The organism is Streptococcus oralis, assembly GCF_026782345.1.
GTDB classification, from domain to species: domain Bacteria; phylum Bacillota; class Bacilli; order Lactobacillales; family Streptococcaceae; genus Streptococcus; species Streptococcus oralis_CK.
Genome location: NZ_JAKUWI010000001.1, coordinates 725,430 through 740,607 on the forward strand (window position 1 = coordinate 725,430; position 15,178 = coordinate 740,607).

17 protein-coding genes and 1 other annotated feature are annotated in these 15,178 nt (G+C 41.8%); of the genes, 1 reads left to right on the top strand and 16 read right to left on the bottom strand.

All coding sequences use genetic code 11. The features are described from left to right. Positions 1 to 29: 29 nt before the first annotated feature. From MK405_RS03565 to MK405_RS03625, 13 genes are all read right to left on the bottom strand, one after another. A complete protein-coding gene (locus MK405_RS03565) occupies positions 30 to 728 on the bottom strand; it encodes a 3-oxoacyl-ACP reductase (RefSeq protein ID WP_268704341.1) in 699 nt (232 codons plus the stop codon). Then, positions 721 to 957 carry a DUF2829 domain-containing protein gene (locus MK405_RS03570; RefSeq protein ID WP_000141913.1) on the bottom strand — a complete coding sequence of 79 codons (237 nt, stop codon included), beginning with the start codon at positions 955 to 957 and terminating at the stop codon, positions 721 to 723. Before MK405_RS03570 ends, MK405_RS03565 begins: the two co-directional genes overlap by 8 nt. A 91-nt stretch (positions 958 to 1,048) precedes the next feature. Beyond that, positions 1,049 to 2,074, bottom strand: coding sequence for a DNA/RNA non-specific endonuclease (locus MK405_RS03575; protein WP_268704342.1), 1,026 nt, complete (start codon positions 2,072 to 2,074; stop codon positions 1,049 to 1,051). A 167-nt stretch (positions 2,075 to 2,241) separates the two neighbouring features. Further along, a complete protein-coding gene (locus tag MK405_RS03580) occupies positions 2,242 to 4,494 on the bottom strand; it encodes a glucosaminidase domain-containing protein (protein ID WP_268704343.1) in 2,253 nt (750 codons plus the stop codon). A 110-nt stretch (positions 4,495 to 4,604) separates the two neighbouring features. After that, positions 4,605 to 5,591 carry a dihydroorotate dehydrogenase gene (locus MK405_RS03585; RefSeq protein WP_268704344.1) on the bottom strand — a complete coding sequence of 329 codons (987 nt, stop codon included), beginning with the start codon at positions 5,589 to 5,591 and terminating at the stop codon, positions 4,605 to 4,607. After that, positions 5,554 to 6,354, bottom strand: a complete 801-nt coding sequence (locus tag MK405_RS03590) for a dihydroorotate dehydrogenase electron transfer subunit (RefSeq protein WP_268704345.1) — start codon at positions 6,352 to 6,354, stop codon at positions 5,554 to 5,556. Before MK405_RS03590 ends, MK405_RS03585 begins: the two co-directional genes overlap by 38 nt. 246 nt (positions 6,355 to 6,600) lie before the next feature. Continuing rightward, on the bottom strand, positions 6,601 to 6,981 hold the full coding sequence (gene gloA / locus MK405_RS03595; protein WP_000157150.1) for a lactoylglutathione lyase: 381 nt from the start codon (positions 6,979 to 6,981) through the stop codon (positions 6,601 to 6,603). Between the two features lie 57 nt (positions 6,982 to 7,038). Then, positions 7,039 to 7,398 carry a 50S ribosomal protein L20 gene (rplT, locus tag MK405_RS03600; RefSeq protein ID WP_000124830.1) on the bottom strand — a complete coding sequence of 120 codons (360 nt, stop codon included), beginning with the start codon at positions 7,396 to 7,398 and terminating at the stop codon, positions 7,039 to 7,041. 51 nt (positions 7,399 to 7,449) lie between these two features. Continuing rightward, the gene (rpmI, locus tag MK405_RS03605) at positions 7,450 to 7,650 is read right to left on the bottom strand and encodes a 50S ribosomal protein L35 (protein WP_001125942.1); all 201 of its coding nucleotides are present in this window, start codon (positions 7,648 to 7,650) and stop codon (positions 7,450 to 7,452) included. Between the two features lie 32 nt (positions 7,651 to 7,682). Beyond that, entirely contained in the window at positions 7,683 to 8,213 is a 531-nt protein-coding gene (gene infC / locus MK405_RS03610; protein ID WP_000848184.1) for a translation initiation factor IF-3, read from the bottom strand. Positions 8,214 to 8,228: 15 nt separating this feature from the next. Next, positions 8,229 to 8,360, bottom strand: a sequence feature (ribosomal protein L20 leader region). Between the two features lie 72 nt (positions 8,361 to 8,432). Then, positions 8,433 to 10,673, bottom strand: a complete 2,241-nt coding sequence (locus tag MK405_RS03615; RefSeq protein WP_268704346.1) for a DNA internalization-related competence protein ComEC/Rec2 — start codon at positions 10,671 to 10,673, stop codon at positions 8,433 to 8,435. Beyond that, complete coding sequence (locus tag MK405_RS03620) at positions 10,657 to 11,307, bottom strand: helix-hairpin-helix domain-containing protein (RefSeq protein ID WP_268704347.1); 651 nt, start codon at positions 11,305 to 11,307, stop codon at positions 10,657 to 10,659. The genes MK405_RS03615 and MK405_RS03620 overlap by 17 nt, the downstream gene beginning before the upstream one ends. A gap of 67 nt (positions 11,308 to 11,374) precedes the next feature. Next, positions 11,375 to 11,944 carry a GNAT family N-acetyltransferase gene (locus tag MK405_RS03625; protein ID WP_268704348.1) on the bottom strand — a complete coding sequence of 190 codons (570 nt, stop codon included), beginning with the start codon at positions 11,942 to 11,944 and terminating at the stop codon, positions 11,375 to 11,377. 176 nt (positions 11,945 to 12,120) lie between these two features. Here MK405_RS03625 and ald point away from each other — a divergent pair, with 176 nt between their 5' ends. Beyond that, entirely contained in the window at positions 12,121 to 13,233 is a 1,113-nt protein-coding gene (ald, locus tag MK405_RS03630) for an alanine dehydrogenase (RefSeq protein WP_268704349.1), read from the top strand. Between the two features lie 58 nt (positions 13,234 to 13,291). Here ald and MK405_RS03635 read toward each other — a convergent pair whose 3' ends face one another. The 3 genes from MK405_RS03635 to MK405_RS03645 form a co-directional block, all read right to left on the bottom strand. Beyond that, entirely contained in the window at positions 13,292 to 14,278 is a 987-nt protein-coding gene (locus MK405_RS03635; protein ID WP_268704350.1) for a PhoH family protein, read from the bottom strand. Positions 14,279 to 14,359: 81 nt separating this feature from the next. Continuing rightward, positions 14,360 to 14,575 carry a YozE family protein gene (locus MK405_RS03640; RefSeq protein ID WP_001232084.1) on the bottom strand — a complete coding sequence of 72 codons (216 nt, stop codon included), beginning with the start codon at positions 14,573 to 14,575 and terminating at the stop codon, positions 14,360 to 14,362. Further along, positions 14,572 to 15,177, bottom strand: a complete 606-nt coding sequence (locus tag MK405_RS03645) for a GrpB family protein (RefSeq protein WP_268704351.1) — start codon at positions 15,175 to 15,177, stop codon at positions 14,572 to 14,574. Before MK405_RS03645 ends, MK405_RS03640 begins: the two co-directional genes overlap by 4 nt. Between the last annotated feature and the right edge of the window lies 1 nt (position 15,178).

Consider the following 15,178-nt stretch of genomic DNA (forward strand, 5'->3'; position numbering starts at 1 on the left):
CTCCACATATTCACTAAATACCAACTATGCTACTTCAAAGACCAGCCACCATCAATCGTCAGGATTTGTCCTTGCATGGCGCTTGCTTTTCCACTTGCTAAGAAAAGGCTAAGGTCTGCTACTTCCTCTGGCTCAATCCAGCGCTTGATTGGCGTTTCACTAGCCACCCAGTCAGCCAATCCACCGGGTTCAAAGTCCGTAGCAGTCATAGCTGTCTTAACAGCTCCTGGAGCGATACCAAAGACCTGAATTCCAGCTTCAGCATAGTCTAGGGCCAACTGCTTGGTAAATCCTGCCAAGGCATGCTTAGAGGAAGTATAGGCATGACCACCTCCGCCAGCTAGACTTGAGGCAATCGAACACATATTGATAATGATTCCTTTTTTATTTTCCAGCATTTGTGTCAAATAATAGCGAGTCAACTCAACAGGAGTCACGTAGTTGATTTCAAAAATCTCTTGAATTTCCTGCGCTGTTTGCTCCAAAAGGGGTTTGTAAGCATCCAAAACTCCTGCAGTATTGCACAAAACATCCACATAAGGACACCAGTCAAAAATAGGCTCCAAGTCCAAGGTCAAATCTCTCTGTAAAAAGTAGAAATCACCCTCTAAGAGTGGATTTTCACCTTGGTCAACTCCATAAACTTGATAACCCTTCTCTAAAAAGAGTCGAGCTTGAGCCAGACCAATCCCTGAACTTACTCCCGTCATCAATACACGTCTAGTCATGCACTTCTACCCAATCCGTTGCCAAAACATCACAAGGTGTCGGGCTCCACATCGAAAAACCTTCCCCTTCTCCAGACACGTTGATTAGGAAATAAGGCGTCACTTCAAGTGCAACCCCGTTTTGCTCTATGGTGTCAAAAAGTTGGACATAGTTTTCTGCCCCTCCCCAACCAGTTCGTACATATTTTTTCTTAGCCTTTAACCCAGGCAGGATTTCTTCAAAAGTCATGGTGTTCTCCTTTAATTCTACATTCTTCAATTAATTATAACAAAAAACCGTTTTCCAACGGCTTTTTGACTGTGTATCTACTAAATTCTTCTTACCACTGCAATCCGGCTTCTCTGATTTCTTTCTTGGAAGCGAATTTACCATTTGGTCTGTGCCATCTTCCTTTTCTATCTCTAAAGTAGCCACCTGAATTTGTTGATTGCGAATTTGATTCCTGGCTTTCTTCCTTTTCTTGTGTGGCTTGGCGAGCTTTTTCTTGCTCTTCTTCTTTTGCTTTCTTTTCAGCCGCTTCTTTTTCTTCAGCCTCTTTCTTGGCTTTTTCCTCAGCTTCCTTCTTAGCCTTTTCTTTTATCTTTGCATCTTCAACTGTATTTTTAGCAGTACCATCCAAGTAATTGATTTCCGCATTAGCTGAAACATTGTCTAAAACGACATGCGTCACTGAATACTGATCAACCTTTTCTTTACTACCACCCAGCTTGATTTCCAAAAGTTTGCCATTTTCATCAATTCCCACATACTGCAATTCAATTTGTCTCGGAATCAATTCATCTTTCTGATAGATTGGGGTCACCTTGTAGTCAAGATAGTAGTTCGGATGGTTGGCCAACCAAGAGTCCAATCGATTTTCATAGTAAAGCATGCTACTTTGGTTTTGGTCATCTGTTCCAGAATAATTTCCAGCATTTAGCCAGTTAGTCATTGGAACCAGATTCCTCTTTTCATCATTTAATCCGCTAAATTGGTAACCAATCAGATGACCTCTACTCATCAACCAAGCTTCTTTTTTACCATCACCATAAAAGAATTTATAATTGTGCCATCCAACTGGATCATAAGTCAACTTGGACTCTCTCTTCTCAGTTGGCTCATCACTGTCCTTAAGTTGAATATGAGCACCCGTTGCGCGTGATTTAGAATCCAATTCTCCAAGTTCTAGTTGTTTCTCATTTTTAAAAGGCAAGAGTCCAGCTTCTTTAAACAACTTCTCATCAAACTTGATTTGCTTCTGTTCAATTTTTTCTTCTGGGACCTTTGATTCCGCCTTATGTCCAGAACAAGCAACTAGTGTTGTGATTGAAAGCAAGGCAATTGAGAAGGATAGTAACTTTTTCATAAAATTCTCCTTTTTATATAGTAATTAGATTAATATCTCCTATTACATTTTACTATCATTTTGTTAATTGTTCAAGAGTAAAAAGTCTGTTATTATACTATTTATCCTCCAATGTCCAAAACAAAAACGATAACCACTTTTCAGTAGTTACCGTTGGTTTCTTTTGATTAGTCTTTCCCACCAAGTTTGCTGTTGATGGTCATCATGATGCTAGCTATTTTCTCACCCCAGTATGGATCGGAAGCATAGCGAACATTCATTCCTGTTGCCTTGTTTCCAAGGTGGTCTCTGCCATAGTCGATGTAGTTCTCACGGATCCACTTGGCCGCTCCGAGAATTCCTTTGTCCACATCATCAAAGCTCTTGGCTGATAGATATGGGCTAGTATCATAGGCTGCAATACCAAAGAAGTTGTTCTTATCTCTGGCAATTTGACTGCGTCCCCACGCACTTTCAAGAGCGCTATGTGCCATCAAGTAAAGGGCGTTGACACCGTAGCGTTCCTCAGCCTCTTTGAAAGTCGCTCCTTTACCTGCAAGAGGACTATCCTGCAAGTTCATCATCGAATACAGTTTATCCAATTCAGCTGCACTATAATTACTTGGTTCTCTCAAGTTTTTATAAAGGAAAGGATTTTTAATGGTAAAGCCATCAAAATGCTCTCCGTCAGTTGAGTAGTACTTCTTACCAATAATCATTGCAGATGTGTGTGGAGCTACTTTGATACTCGTATAAGGAGAGAGTTCATGGTAGAGGAATTTCCCATCACTAGTATAATGAGGGATAAACTCGCTTCCTTCATCTACTGCTGTCAAATCACTTTGATTCATATAGCCAGACAAGCCAGAAATCGAAACTGCAAGTCGGCCGCCTTTTCGCGTCGAGCTATCCAGTGAAACAATACTTCCTTGATTAATGTAACTCAAGATTTCTCCAGATGCACTGTAGACATAGGCTGTAATGGGTTTAACTTTGTAATATTTGGTTTTATCCGCAACATGCCATTTACCGGAAGCATCCAAGGTATGACCATCTACAGTCTCGTTTTTTGCCATATAACCGCCTGATTTAAGGTAATACCATGATTGGTCGGATGAATCGTAGATAAGCTCTTTCTCAGCCATCTTTCCATTTGACTTGAAGTAGAACCAATTGTTCTTGTACCATACCCACTCACTTGCAGCCATATAACCGCCAGATTTGAGATAGTAGTAACCATTATCCCAGATCCATTCTTTATCAGCATAATTTCCATCAGAGTTGATATAGAACCAAGAGTTATAATTCTTATCAAAGAGCCAACCTTTACCTGCTTTTGCTCCACTGCTCGTCACATAGGTGCGGTCAATCCAAGTTTCTGTGGAGAGGTAGCCACCGGATTTGAAATGGTAATCCTTGCCTTTGATCGTTTCCCAGCCTTTTTCAGCATAGGTTCCGTCTGCTTTCAAGTAAAACCACGAGTTATAATTTTTGTCAAAAAGCCATTCGGATTTCAGTTTAGCTCCACTCTTTGCAACATAGAAGCGGTCAATCCAACGTTCAGTAGAAAGATAGCCTCCAAATTTGAAATGGTAATCTTTACCTTTAATCGTTTCCCAGCCTTTTTCGGCATAGCTACCGTCTGCTTTCAAGTAAAACCAAGAATCGTAATTCTTATCAAAGAGCCATTCGGATTTCAGTTTGGCTCCACTCTTTGCAACATAGAAGCGGCCAATCCAGCGCTCGGTAGAAAGATAGCCTCCAAATTTGAAATGGTAGTCCTTTCCGTCTATGGTTCGCCAGCCATTTTCAGCATAGGTACCATCTTGTTGAATGTAGAACCAACTGCTATAATTAGCATCATAGATCCAACCTTGTTTGACCTTATTACCATTTTCTGACAAATAGGTCTTACCAAGCCAAGTACTTTTCAGCATTTTACCTTGAGAATTAACGTAGTATTCGTTTCCACCTTGAGTGACCCACTCATCTTTGGCCATTTTCCCATCTTCTTTAAGGTAATATTTTTCCTGACCTTGTTGGATCCACTCATTTTGAGCTTTCCGACCATCAGACTTGAGATAATACCAGGACCGTTTTTCTTGGTCAAACACCCATTGATTCTTGACCCTAGCACCACTTTCAGCCACATAGTACTGGTTGATCCAAGTTTTTGTGGCTAATTTTCCGGTCTCGTTAAAATAGTAATCCTTACCACCAACAGTCAGCCAGCGATTTTCAGCACGATTCCCATCAGCCTTAAGATAAAACCAATTCTGATACGTTTGGTCAAAGATCCATTGGTTGGTTACTGGTTTTCCATCAGCTTTGAGGTAGGTCTTTCCTTTCCAAGTCCCTTCATCTGCTTTAGCTGTTTCTAGTACAGTAAAAAAACACCCCAATAAGCCAGCACTTACTAGGGCCACTTTCCATCGTTTCATTTAAATGCTCCAATAATGTTTTCTAAACCCTATTGTAACACAGTTAACAGACGAAAATATTACAAATTGATGAAGATTCTATGTCTTGTTGACGATAAGGAAGACCTAGCTTATCTCAGACTGGCTTTGACTTCCTGACGGAGATCTTCCAAGCTGCTAATGCCGTATTTGTCCATGACTTTTGGTAGATGTTCGATGATATCAGGACAGGCATAAGGATTGGTAAAGTTGGCTGTTCCAACTCCGATGGCAGACGCTCCAGCCAGATACATTTCTAGTGCAGCTTCTGCCGAATCCACTCCTCCCATTCCAATGATGGGCAGGTCTGTTGTTTGGGCAACTTGACGGATGAGTTTGAGGGCTACTGGAAAAACTGCTGGACCTGACATTCCACCTGTACCATTGGCTAGGATTGGTTTTCTAGTTTTGAGGTTAAAGCGCATACCGACTAGAGTATTGATCATGGTTAAGCCACTTGCCCCTGCATCTTCTGCGGCTTTTGCGACGGTGACAATATCTGTTACACTAGGAGTAAGCTTGACATAGACTGGCACATCAGAGGCTTCCACAGCCGCTTTTACCACTTCATAAGCCAAGTCAGGATCTTGCCCAATCAAAAGTCCATGATTGCCGTGATCTACATTCGGGCAGGAGATATTGAGCTCGATAGCTTTTACATTTGCTGCCTTGGAAATTCCTCGAGAAACGGCAGCGTACTCTTGTTTTGAAAAGCCAGCTACATTAGCGATGATGGGAAGATTTGGATATTCTCTTTCCAACCAAGGCAGTTTTTCAGCTAAAACAGCTTCTAAACCAGGATTTTGCAAGCCGATTGCGTTGAGCATACCAGCAGGTGTCTCTGCCACCCTGGGAGTAGGATTGCCAAAACGTGGTTCTAGAGTCGTTGCCTTAATCATAATGGAGCCTAAAAGGTCTAAATCATAGTACTTGGCATACTCTTGGCCAAAACCGAAACAGCCTGATGCTGGAATGATGGGATTTTTCAAATCCAATCCTGGTAGAGAAACTTGTAAACGATTTGTAGTCATCATTTTCTCCTTATAATACAACTGTTCCTGTGCGGAAAACAGGGCCATCTTCACAGACACGTTGGCTGACGGTTTCACTATCTGGGACTTTTAGGACACAGGCATAGCAAGCTCCCATCCCACAAGCCATACGAGATTCCAGAGATAGGTAGGCTCTTGGGTGGTCATAAAAGGTTTGATTGATATACTTCATCATTCCCGGAGCACCACATGAGTAAACCGCATCAAATTGACTGTCTAAATCATTGATAACAACAGAAACATTTCCCTTGATGCCATAAGAACCATCATCTGTCGTTACAAAGACCTGACCATATTGGGCCAATTCGGTTTCGAGAATAACAGCATCCTTAGTCGCAAAACCGAGGACTGTCACTACTGTCACCCCACGCGCATGCAATTCCTTGGCTACTTCGAGCAAGGGCGGAACACCAATCCCCCCACCAACGAGGAGAACTTGGCTCTGATTGTCTAAATCAGACAAGTCAAAACCATTTCCCTGAGGCCCCATCACATCAAGAGTATCTCCCTGACTTAAGGTTGAAAAAATAGCTGTACCAGCACCCTCAATCCGATAAATGAGATGACACTGCTTGTTTGCCTTGTCAATAGACGAAATTGAAATAGGACGGCGCAAGAGATGGGCGTCATCAGGCACACGCAGATGAAGAAATTGGCCTGCTCGCATGGCTTCAGCCATTTCTCCTTCTAGAACTAATTCAAAGATTGCTGGCGCAATTTCCTCCTGAGCGACCACCTTCATGGTCTCCAAACGAATAGCACCCAAACGTTTCTTACATGTGGGATTCATGAATTTCCTCCTTAAATTTAAGGGGACCAGATAAAGAAAAGGCCTTGCTAATGCAAGGCCTCAGTTGGGTTAGGCTAGAACTCATGCGCACACTTAAAAAGTCTCCACAGAGAGTCCCCTTATCCCTTTTATCTGACACCTTGTGAGTCTCTCTGGACTCCCCTTAAAGGTTAAATTTGTATTAGTATACTCTTTCAAAGAAAAAAAGTCAAGTAGAAAACGAACATTCTACTTGACTTCACTCGATTATTTTTCACGAATGACTTCGACCTTGTAGCCATCAGGATCCTTGACAAAGTAATAGTTTGGTTGAGTTCCTGGAAGTCCATTAGGGGCTGTCACCTCATAGCCTTTAGCGCTATGTTCTTGATGTAGTGCCTCAAGGTCAGGTGTACTGAGGGCGATATGGGCGAAGCCATCTCCTACCACGTAAGGACCGTGATCATAGTTATAGGTTAACTCCAACTCGTAGTCATCCCCCTCAAGTCCTAGATAGACAATGGTAAAAGCATGATCTGGAAAATCTCTGCGACGTAATTCTTTAAAACCAAAAGCATCTTGATAAAATGCGATTGATTTTTCAAGGTTTTCTACTCGCAAGCAAGTGTGTAGCATTTTTGAAGCCATATATTCTCCTTTATTTTTAAAAAGACTGGGACAATCCTGTTCCAGTCTTATCAATTATTATTTACCAAGTTTTGCTTTAGCTGCATCTGCAAGAGCTGTGAAAGCTGCTGCATCGTTAACAGCCAAGTCAGCAAGCATTTTACGGTTAACTTCGATTTCAGCCAATTTCAAACCATGCATCAATTGTGAGTATGAAAGTCCGTTCAAACGAGCTGCCGCATTGATACGAGTGATCCACAATTTGCGGAAGTCACGTTTTTTCTGACGACGGTCACGGTATGCATAGTAGTAAGAGTTCATTACTTGTTCTTTTGCAGTACGGAACAAGATGTGTTTAGCTCCATAGTAACCTTTTGCTAATTTAAGAATACGTTTACGACGTTTGCGTGATACAACGCCACCTTTAACACGTGCCATGTTTTATTTCCTCCAAATATTTCCTAGAATTGTTTACTTACTGTTAGGCTATTATTTCAAGCGAGTAAGCATTGCTTTGATACGTTTGAAATCTCCTGAATGCACCATAGATGCTTTACGAAGATGACGACGTTGTTTCTTAGTTTTTCCGTGGAAACGGTGAGAAGTGTAAGCACGGAAACGTTTAAGTCCACCAGAACCTGTACGTTTGAAACGTTTAGCTGATGCGCGGTGTGTTTTTTGTTTTGGCATGATTTTTTCTCCTTTATTTAACTTTCTGACAATTATTTTTTGTCAGTTGCTGGCGCCAACTGCATGAACATTTGGCGTCCATCCATCTTAGCTCGTTGTTCGATGATCGCAATATCTTGTGTTGCTTCAGCAAACTCGGCTAAAACTTTTGCACCAATCTCTTTATGGGTAATCATACGACCCTTAAAGCGGATAGATACCTTAACTTTATTTCCTTTTTCAAGAAACTTGCGTGCATTGCGAAGTTTTGTGTCAAAGTCACCCTTGTCAATAGTTGGACTCAGACGAACTTCTTTCACAGTAACAACACTTTGTTTTTTACGTTGTTCTTTTTGCTTTTTCTGATACTCAAATTTGAACTTACCGTAGTCCATAATTTTAGCAACAGGTGGTTTTGCTTGGGGTTGAATCAATACTAAGTCAACATTTGCACTATCAGCCAATGCTTGCGCTTCGCTGAGTGGCTTGATGCCTAGCTGTTCTCCCTCAAGACCGATCAAGCGAACTTCACGTACACGAATTTCATCATTGATGAATAAGTCTTGCTTTGCTATGGTTTTCACCTCTTTTTTATTATTAGAGAAAAACAAGAGCGGACTCGTAATAATACAAGCCCGCACGTTATGATAGCGTTTCTTAGAAACTTTTCATCCGTAGGGCCAGGCAACTTAATGTCACAAGGCGAGAAGCTCTCACTTCTGCTTTTCTCAACTTTTATATGATACCAAGTTTTCTATCCCTTGTCAAGATAAAAAGTTATTTTTTCGAAAAGTTTGTCTATTTTATCGAACCGTTTCAATTCGCCAACTATTCCACCCTGTAAAGCGGATAGCCCCTTGCTGGTCAGTTCGGTAAACTTTGCTATTAATATTTTCCAGTCGTGTCAAGGTTTCCTGATGGGGGAGTTTCGAACGATTGCTCTTTCCAACTGAAATGAGTGTAATTTCTGGTTTGATTTTTTCTAGGAAAACTGAATTTGATGACGTTTTAGCACCATGTTTACCTGCCTTCAATATATCCACATCTAGGTCAGGATAATGCTTCAGCAAGTCCTTCTCTTCCTTCTCTTTCAAATTTCCTGTGAAGAGAAAGTACTTATCCAAAAGTCTCCCATAAAGAACCAGGGAATCATCACGATCCCCATCTCCAACCTGCCTTGGAGATAGGACTTCTAAGTAACCGCCAAAAATCGGCAAGCTCTCCCCTGCTGTCACACTGCGTACCTTGGTTTGACTTGCTTCTAGTTCCGCTACAAATTCCTTCTGCGTCAAACTTCCTCTTGATACTAAAATCTCCCCTACATGGAAAGCCTTGGTCACCTCCAGCAAATCTCCAACATGCTCCTTGTCTGTGTTGGTCAAAATCAAGTGGTCAATTTTGGCTACTCCACGACTTTTTAGATAGGGAATCAAGGTGCGCTGAGCATTGCTGGTCGTCGTCTTTTCTTGCCAAGCTTGGATTTTCTTGTCAGTCTCTGCCTTTCCTCCCACATCTATGAGAATGGTTTTCCCAGTTACATCCCGTAGGAAAATACTTTCACCTTGCCCCACATCTAGCATGGTGATTTCATTTTCAAGTGGATGCTTGGTCAGGAAAAAGAGACCCACAATAAAGAGACTGAATCCTGCTAGTCTTTTGATGTTTTTCCTCATGTCATAGACCAAGGCTAATGAAACTAACAGTAGAATCAAAAGCCATGCGTTGGGTTGACCAAAGACCAGAGGCCTGCTTGCCAGCTGCGATACCAAGCGAATGACGCCCTCTAACCACTCAAAGACAAAGTTAAACTGAGTGACTGGGTAAACAAAAGACAGAATGAATAAGATGGACAAAAGTGGCAAGAAGACCACATCAAACAGAAAGGAAAAGACAAAGGTCAAAAGAATAGACCAAGGCTGAAATTCTGCAAAATAGAAGGATAGAATAGGCAATATTCCCAAAGAAATGACCAAACTTTCTCTGGCAACAGCCTTGAGCCCATCGCCTTCTTTGCTAGTCATAGTCAAGATAAAAGCATAAGCGCAGGACAAGACCCCTCCAGCTGTCAAGAAAAAGTTGGGCATGATGATAAAGAGGACAAGGATCGTCAAGGCAAAATTATCCAAATCCTTAACGCCATGTTGGGCCAGTAACTTTTGCAAGAGACTGCGAATAACAGATGCTGAAAATCCTGTCAGACCTGCATAGATTAGGGAAAAGGGATAGGTCAGCCACTTCAACTTTTCTTGGGTCAAGCCCAATCGTAAGAGGAGTTTCTTAAAGGCATCCATAAAGAAGCTCACCTGCATACCAGATAAGGCAAAAAGGTGAATAATTCCAAGACTGGAATAAAGCTCATTCATCTCCTCAAAGTCCGTGTCCAAATGTCCCAGCAAGAGCCCCGTCATATAATTGCGCATAGGATCTGGAAAGTGCGTCTTGATCCAAACTACAGCCTTTCGACGTAAAACCGACAGATTTTCTCCTATATTCCAACTGCTAACCTTTTTAAGTGACCGGATGCTCTTGATAGTCAAAGTTTGGTAAATTCCTTGAGTCTTCAGATAGGCTTGGTAGTCAAATCCACCAAAATTTCTCTGCCCTTCAGGCTCAGAAACTTTCCCTTCTAGCTCTATCTCGTGAAGATCTGTTAAGGCTTGAAATTGCTCTTTCTCCTCCTCAGACTGGAGTTTATAGTAAACTTGGAAGGTGCGACCCTCAGCCTTGCCCCGAAAGGACAGACTATCTCCATTGACCTTAATAGTGTCAGGCAAAATCCGTACCCTCTCAACAGAATCCACTAGGTTTTGATTAGCTTGTGTCTGTTGCCAGTTTTGAAACAAAAACCAAAAACCAAAAACTCCACAAATCGCTAGAACTTTTCCAGCCGATTTCCAAGGAAATTGGAAAAAGAGACAGACGATCAAAAAAACAAAACCTAGCAATGCGAGATAGGACACTCCAAAAATGGCATAGTAAAGCCAGAGCAATAGAAAACTCAGATAGATTAAGGGGATAGGGAAATTCTTAATCCACTGTGACATAATCTTTTAGCTTTTCTATGGTCTTAGCACCAATGCCAGAGACTTTCTTGAGTTCATCTACCGACTTGAATTTGCCATTTGCCTCACGATGGTCAATAATATCCTGAGCTCGTTTGCCACCCAGTCCCTTGACCTGCTTGAGTTCTTCCAGACTAGCTTTATTGAGGTTGACCTTCTTATCTTTACTTGTCGAAGCAGTCGTTCCAGAGGCAACCTGCTGGCTAGCCGCTTCTTCTCCCTTAGTTGGAACATAGACAAGAGCCTCGTCACTGACTTTCTGAGCGAGATTGAGCGACTTACTATCTGCCTCATCTGTCAATCCACCAGCTTTCTGAACGGCATCATGAACTCGACTTCCTACTGGCAAATCATAAATCCCTGGCGATTTAACAGCACCCTTAACATCTACTGTTATTAGATCTTGTTCAGCAGACTCTTCCTTTTCTTCCTTGTTCACTTCTTTTTCAGAAGATGAATCCTTTGAAACAGCTGCGACTTCAGCCTGCAAATTTGTTTCTTTCACAGGTGTTTGTGAAGTTGGCTTTAGTAGGAAAAATCCGCCCAAGGCCAAACCCAAACCAGCACAAATGACAATGATTTTATACTCTTTGATTTTCTCGATAATTGCTTCCATATTTTCTCCTCTCTTAGATTATTCGCAAGAGAAATAAAAAAACAGTCGAAAATTTCTTTTCAACTGCTTATTTATTTGCAAAATAGTCTTCCTTAGTCAAGACATAATGAACCCTTGTGATAATTCGACCTGGTTCTTTATTATCCATTCTGGCATAGGGTTCTTCGTGGGAAAAACGCATACCTGATTTCTCCATGACCTTTCCTGATGCGGGATTGTCTTTATCGTGAAGAGCGGTCAACTTGTTCATTCCAATCTTCTCAAAAGCCAGTTCAATCACGGCACGATTGGCTTCTGTCGTCAATCCTTGATTCCAATATTTTTTATTGATAATGTAGCCAATGGCTGCTTTTTTGAGAATGGGGTCAATCTTATGCAAGTCAATAGTTCCAATAAACTGACCATTGCTTTTTAGTTCGATTCCCCACCGTCCCAAGGGATTAGCCAAGTAAAACTGAGCGATGTTGTTCTTGGTTTCTTCTAAGCTTTGATTTGTTGGAAAAGTGTAGCGTGTATTTTCTCTGTCTGAGGCATACTCAAACATAGCTTCCGCATCATCCAAGATTACAGGTCGGAGCAATAAACGCTCCGTTTCTATAGATGGATACTGGGCAAATTTCACAAATATTGATTCCATACTTTTCCCTCCATTAGAGCTTGATTCTCACTAGTCTAGCATAAATAAATTTGGATGACAAGTTTTTCTTGATTTTTGAAGCGGTTTCATATACAATAAAACCATCACATTTTTGATTTATGAACTGGAATGTGACAACCAAAACAAGACCGTCAATTGAAAGGTAGGTTATCTCTATGTTAATCGGAATTCCAAAAGAAATTAAAAATAACGAAAACCGCGTTGCCCTCACTCCTGCTGGCGTCCACAGTTTAGTCAGTCGTGGACATCGTGTTCTCATCGAAACAAATGCTGGTCTCGGTTCAGGATTTACTGATGCAGACTATCAAAAGCAAGGAGCTGAGATTGTCGCAACTGCTGCTGAAGCCTGGGCTGCCGAGTTGGTCGTGAAAGTAAAAGAACCACTAGCTTCTGAATATGGTTATTTGCGCGACGATCTTCTTCTCTTCACCTACTTGCACATGGCCGCTGCACCAGAATTAGCAGGTGCTATGTTAGCAGCCAAAACAACAGGAATTGCCTATGAAACTGTTCGTGACAATCAAGGACAACTACCACTCCTCGTTCCTATGAGTGAGGTTGCAGGTCGTATGGCTGTTCAAATCGGAGCCCACTTCCTTACTAAGCAAGCTGGTGGCTCTGGTGTTCTACTTGGTGGTGTACCAGGTGTTCCAAAAGGAAAAGTAACCATCATCGGTGGTGGTGTCGTCGGTACACATGCTGCCCGCATCGCCCTTGGTCTTGGTGCTCAAGTGACTATTTTAGATATCAGTGCGAAGCGTCTCTCTGTACTAGAAGAAGTCTTTGGAAATCAAATTCAAACTCTTATGTCTAATTCTTTCAATATTGAAGCAAGTGTGAGAGATGCTGATGTGGTGATTGGTGCAGTTCTCATCCCTGGTGCCAAAGCACCGAAATTGGTGACAGATGAGATGGTCAAACAAATGCGTCCAGGATCTGTCATCGTTGACGTTGCTGTTGACCAAGGTGGTGTTATCGAGACAGCTGACCGTGTGACAACACACGATGAACCTGTCTATGAAAAATACGGTGTTCTCCACTATGCCGTTGCCAATATCCCTGGTGCGGTCGCCCGTACTTCTACTATCGCCCTAACCAATGTCACTCTTCCTTATATCGAGGCATTGGCTGGCAAAGGATTCACACATGCAATTGCTGAAGATGAAGGCTTGCGTCAAGGTGTGACCACTTATCAAGGTTACTTAACCAGCCTCCCAGTTGCTCAAGGCCTCGTTAAAGATTATACGTCTATCGACGAACTTGTTTAACAACAATCAGTCATTAAATCAAAAAAAGAGCAGTTCAAATGGAACTGCTCTTTTTTTGCTATTCTGTCTCTTCCTTCTTTTCTTCATTTTTAACTGGAGCTGGTTCATAAGCTCGAATAATCTGAGCGACAACCGGATGGCGAACCACATCCTTGGCTGAAAAATGAACAAAGTCGATTTGGTGAATGTTCTTGAGCTTTTCTTGGGCATCAATCAAACCGGACTTAACATTGCGTGGCAGGTCAATCTGGCTGATATCTCCATTGACAATCATCTTCGAATTAAATCCTAAACGAGTCAGGAACATCTTCATCTGCATGATGGTTGTATTTTGTGCTTCATCCAAGATGACAAAGGCATCATCTAAGGTCCGACCACGCATGTAGGCAAGGGGCGCGATTTCGATAATCTCACGCTCCATGAGACGAGTCGTTTGGTCTTTGCCAAGAATCTGATACAAGGCATCATAAACTGGTCGAAGATAAGGATCTACCTTCTCCTTGAGATCTCCCGGAAGAAATCCAAGACTCTCACCTGCTTCGACTGCTGGTCGAGTCAGAATAATCCGCTTGACTTGCCCACGTTTAAGGGCCGTTACTGCCAAGGTCACTGCAAGAAAGGTCTTCCCTGTCCCTGCTGGTCCAATTCCAAAGGTCACATCATGCTGTTTGACACTGTCCACATAAAGCTTTTGACCCAAGGTTTTGACACGAATCGGTTTCCCAGTATTGTCTTTGATAATTTCTTCTTCGTAAAGGGCGACAAACTTGTCAATTTCATCGTTTTTGACCATGCTAATCGCAGTCACCACATCTGGCGTCCCAACTGTCATCCCCCGATTCACCAAGACCATCAAAGCCTGGATAACCTGACGGGCTTCCTCACAGGCAGACTCTTCTCCCAAAACCTGGACAATTTCCGTACGGGCATGAATCACCACATCGAGCTCTTCTTCCATCAAACGAAGATGGCGTTCATTGGAACCAAAAAGATGAAACAAGTCATCTGGATGACTCAGTTGAATGTCTATTGAATGTTCCTTCAAATAAAGAACCTCTCTAATCCGTTTTATTTCTTTTTATTATAGCAAAGAGAACAATAAAATACTAGCCTCATCTCATTGTCTCTAGTGTTCTAAATATTCTTGCCAGATGGCGTCAAAGTCTCCTAGGTTAAAAGAGAAGCTGGCATGCTCCTCCAAAAAACGACTCACCTCATCAAAATCATCCGTGTGTTTTGGAAAAGCTGACTCCTCAAAAGCGAGATCTGCCAAGATGGCTTTTGGGCTATTACTTTTAGGATTGCGCTCGGTCATGAGCCAAGTGTAAAATGATTTTCTCAATTCTTTCTCCTATCAAGAGTTTTTTGATGACACTTTTCTGATTCTTGAAAATTACTGGACTTAGCCTCTGAAACGTAGTGGTTTATAAAATCAGTTTTAGCATCTGTATAGGCGTCTCGATTGTGTTCAAATTTTTTCCACAAACTTAGTTTTAATTCCTGATACGCTTGGGCAATATCTGGATGCTGGCAGAGATAGTCTCTAAAATAAATCTCGTCATGATCTCCCGTCATTCGCAAATGTAAATGAAAAACTTTCTCAGCAAATCCCTGCTCTGTATATCCTTTATTTAGCGAAATCCTGTTAGGACTCTCCGACATCACTAGCCACCCATTCTTCACCAATAAATCCCTGACTCTTGCTAAATCCTCTATCCTACCTACTTCTAACAGAATATCAACGATATTTTTGGCCCAAATATTAGGGATAGCAGTGCTACCGATATGTTCTATTCTTTTAATAACATTTGCACCCAATATTTTTTTCAGATTTGTTTTTTCCGATTCATACCAGTCTTTCCACTCTGACTTGTGCTCTACTAGAAAAATAGGAAAAAGTTGCCAGAGTTCCTCTAAACTCATTTCTTCAAGTTTCTTTATCATG

Bases quoted from the DNA above. Each gene is read 5' to 3' on its own strand.
- gloA (WP_000157150.1), bottom strand. From the start codon at position 6,981: ATGGCTTCAAAAATGCTACACACTTGCTTGCGAGTAGAAAACCTTGAA.
- MK405_RS03590 (WP_268704345.1), bottom strand. From the start codon at position 6,354: ATGAATCCCACATGTAAGAAACGTTTGGGTGCTATTCGTTTGGAGACC.
- MK405_RS03620 (WP_268704347.1), bottom strand. From the start codon at position 11,307: ATGGAAGCAATTATCGAGAAAATCAAAGAGTATAAAATCATTGTCATT.
- rplT (WP_000124830.1), bottom strand. From the start codon at position 7,398: ATGGCACGTGTTAAAGGTGGCGTTGTATCACGCAAACGTCGTAAACGT.
- MK405_RS03565 (WP_268704341.1), bottom strand. From the start codon at position 728: ATGACTAGACGTGTATTGATGACGGGAGTAAGTTCAGGGATTGGTCTG.
- MK405_RS03645 (WP_268704351.1), bottom strand. From the start codon at position 15,177: ATGATAAAGAAACTTGAAGAAATGAGTTTAGAGGAACTCTGGCAACTT.
- MK405_RS03615 (WP_268704346.1), bottom strand. From the start codon at position 10,673: ATGTCACAGTGGATTAAGAATTTCCCTATCCCCTTAATCTATCTGAGT.
- MK405_RS03570 (WP_000141913.1), bottom strand. From the start codon at position 957: ATGACTTTTGAAGAAATCCTGCCTGGGTTAAAGGCTAAGAAAAAATAT.
- MK405_RS03575 (WP_268704342.1), bottom strand. From the start codon at position 2,074: ATGAAAAAGTTACTATCCTTCTCAATTGCCTTGCTTTCAATCACAACA.
- MK405_RS03585 (WP_268704344.1), bottom strand. From the start codon at position 5,591: ATGGCCCTGTTTTCCGCACAGGAACAGTTGTATTATAAGGAGAAAATG.
- ald (WP_268704349.1), top strand. From the start codon at position 12,121: ATGTTAATCGGAATTCCAAAAGAAATTAAAAATAACGAAAACCGCGTT.
- rpmI (WP_001125942.1), bottom strand. From the start codon at position 7,650: ATGCCAAAACAAAAAACACACCGCGCATCAGCTAAACGTTTCAAACGT.
- MK405_RS03625 (WP_268704348.1), bottom strand. From the start codon at position 11,944: ATGGAATCAATATTTGTGAAATTTGCCCAGTATCCATCTATAGAAACG.
- MK405_RS03580 (WP_268704343.1), bottom strand. From the start codon at position 4,494: ATGAAACGATGGAAAGTGGCCCTAGTAAGTGCTGGCTTATTGGGGTGT.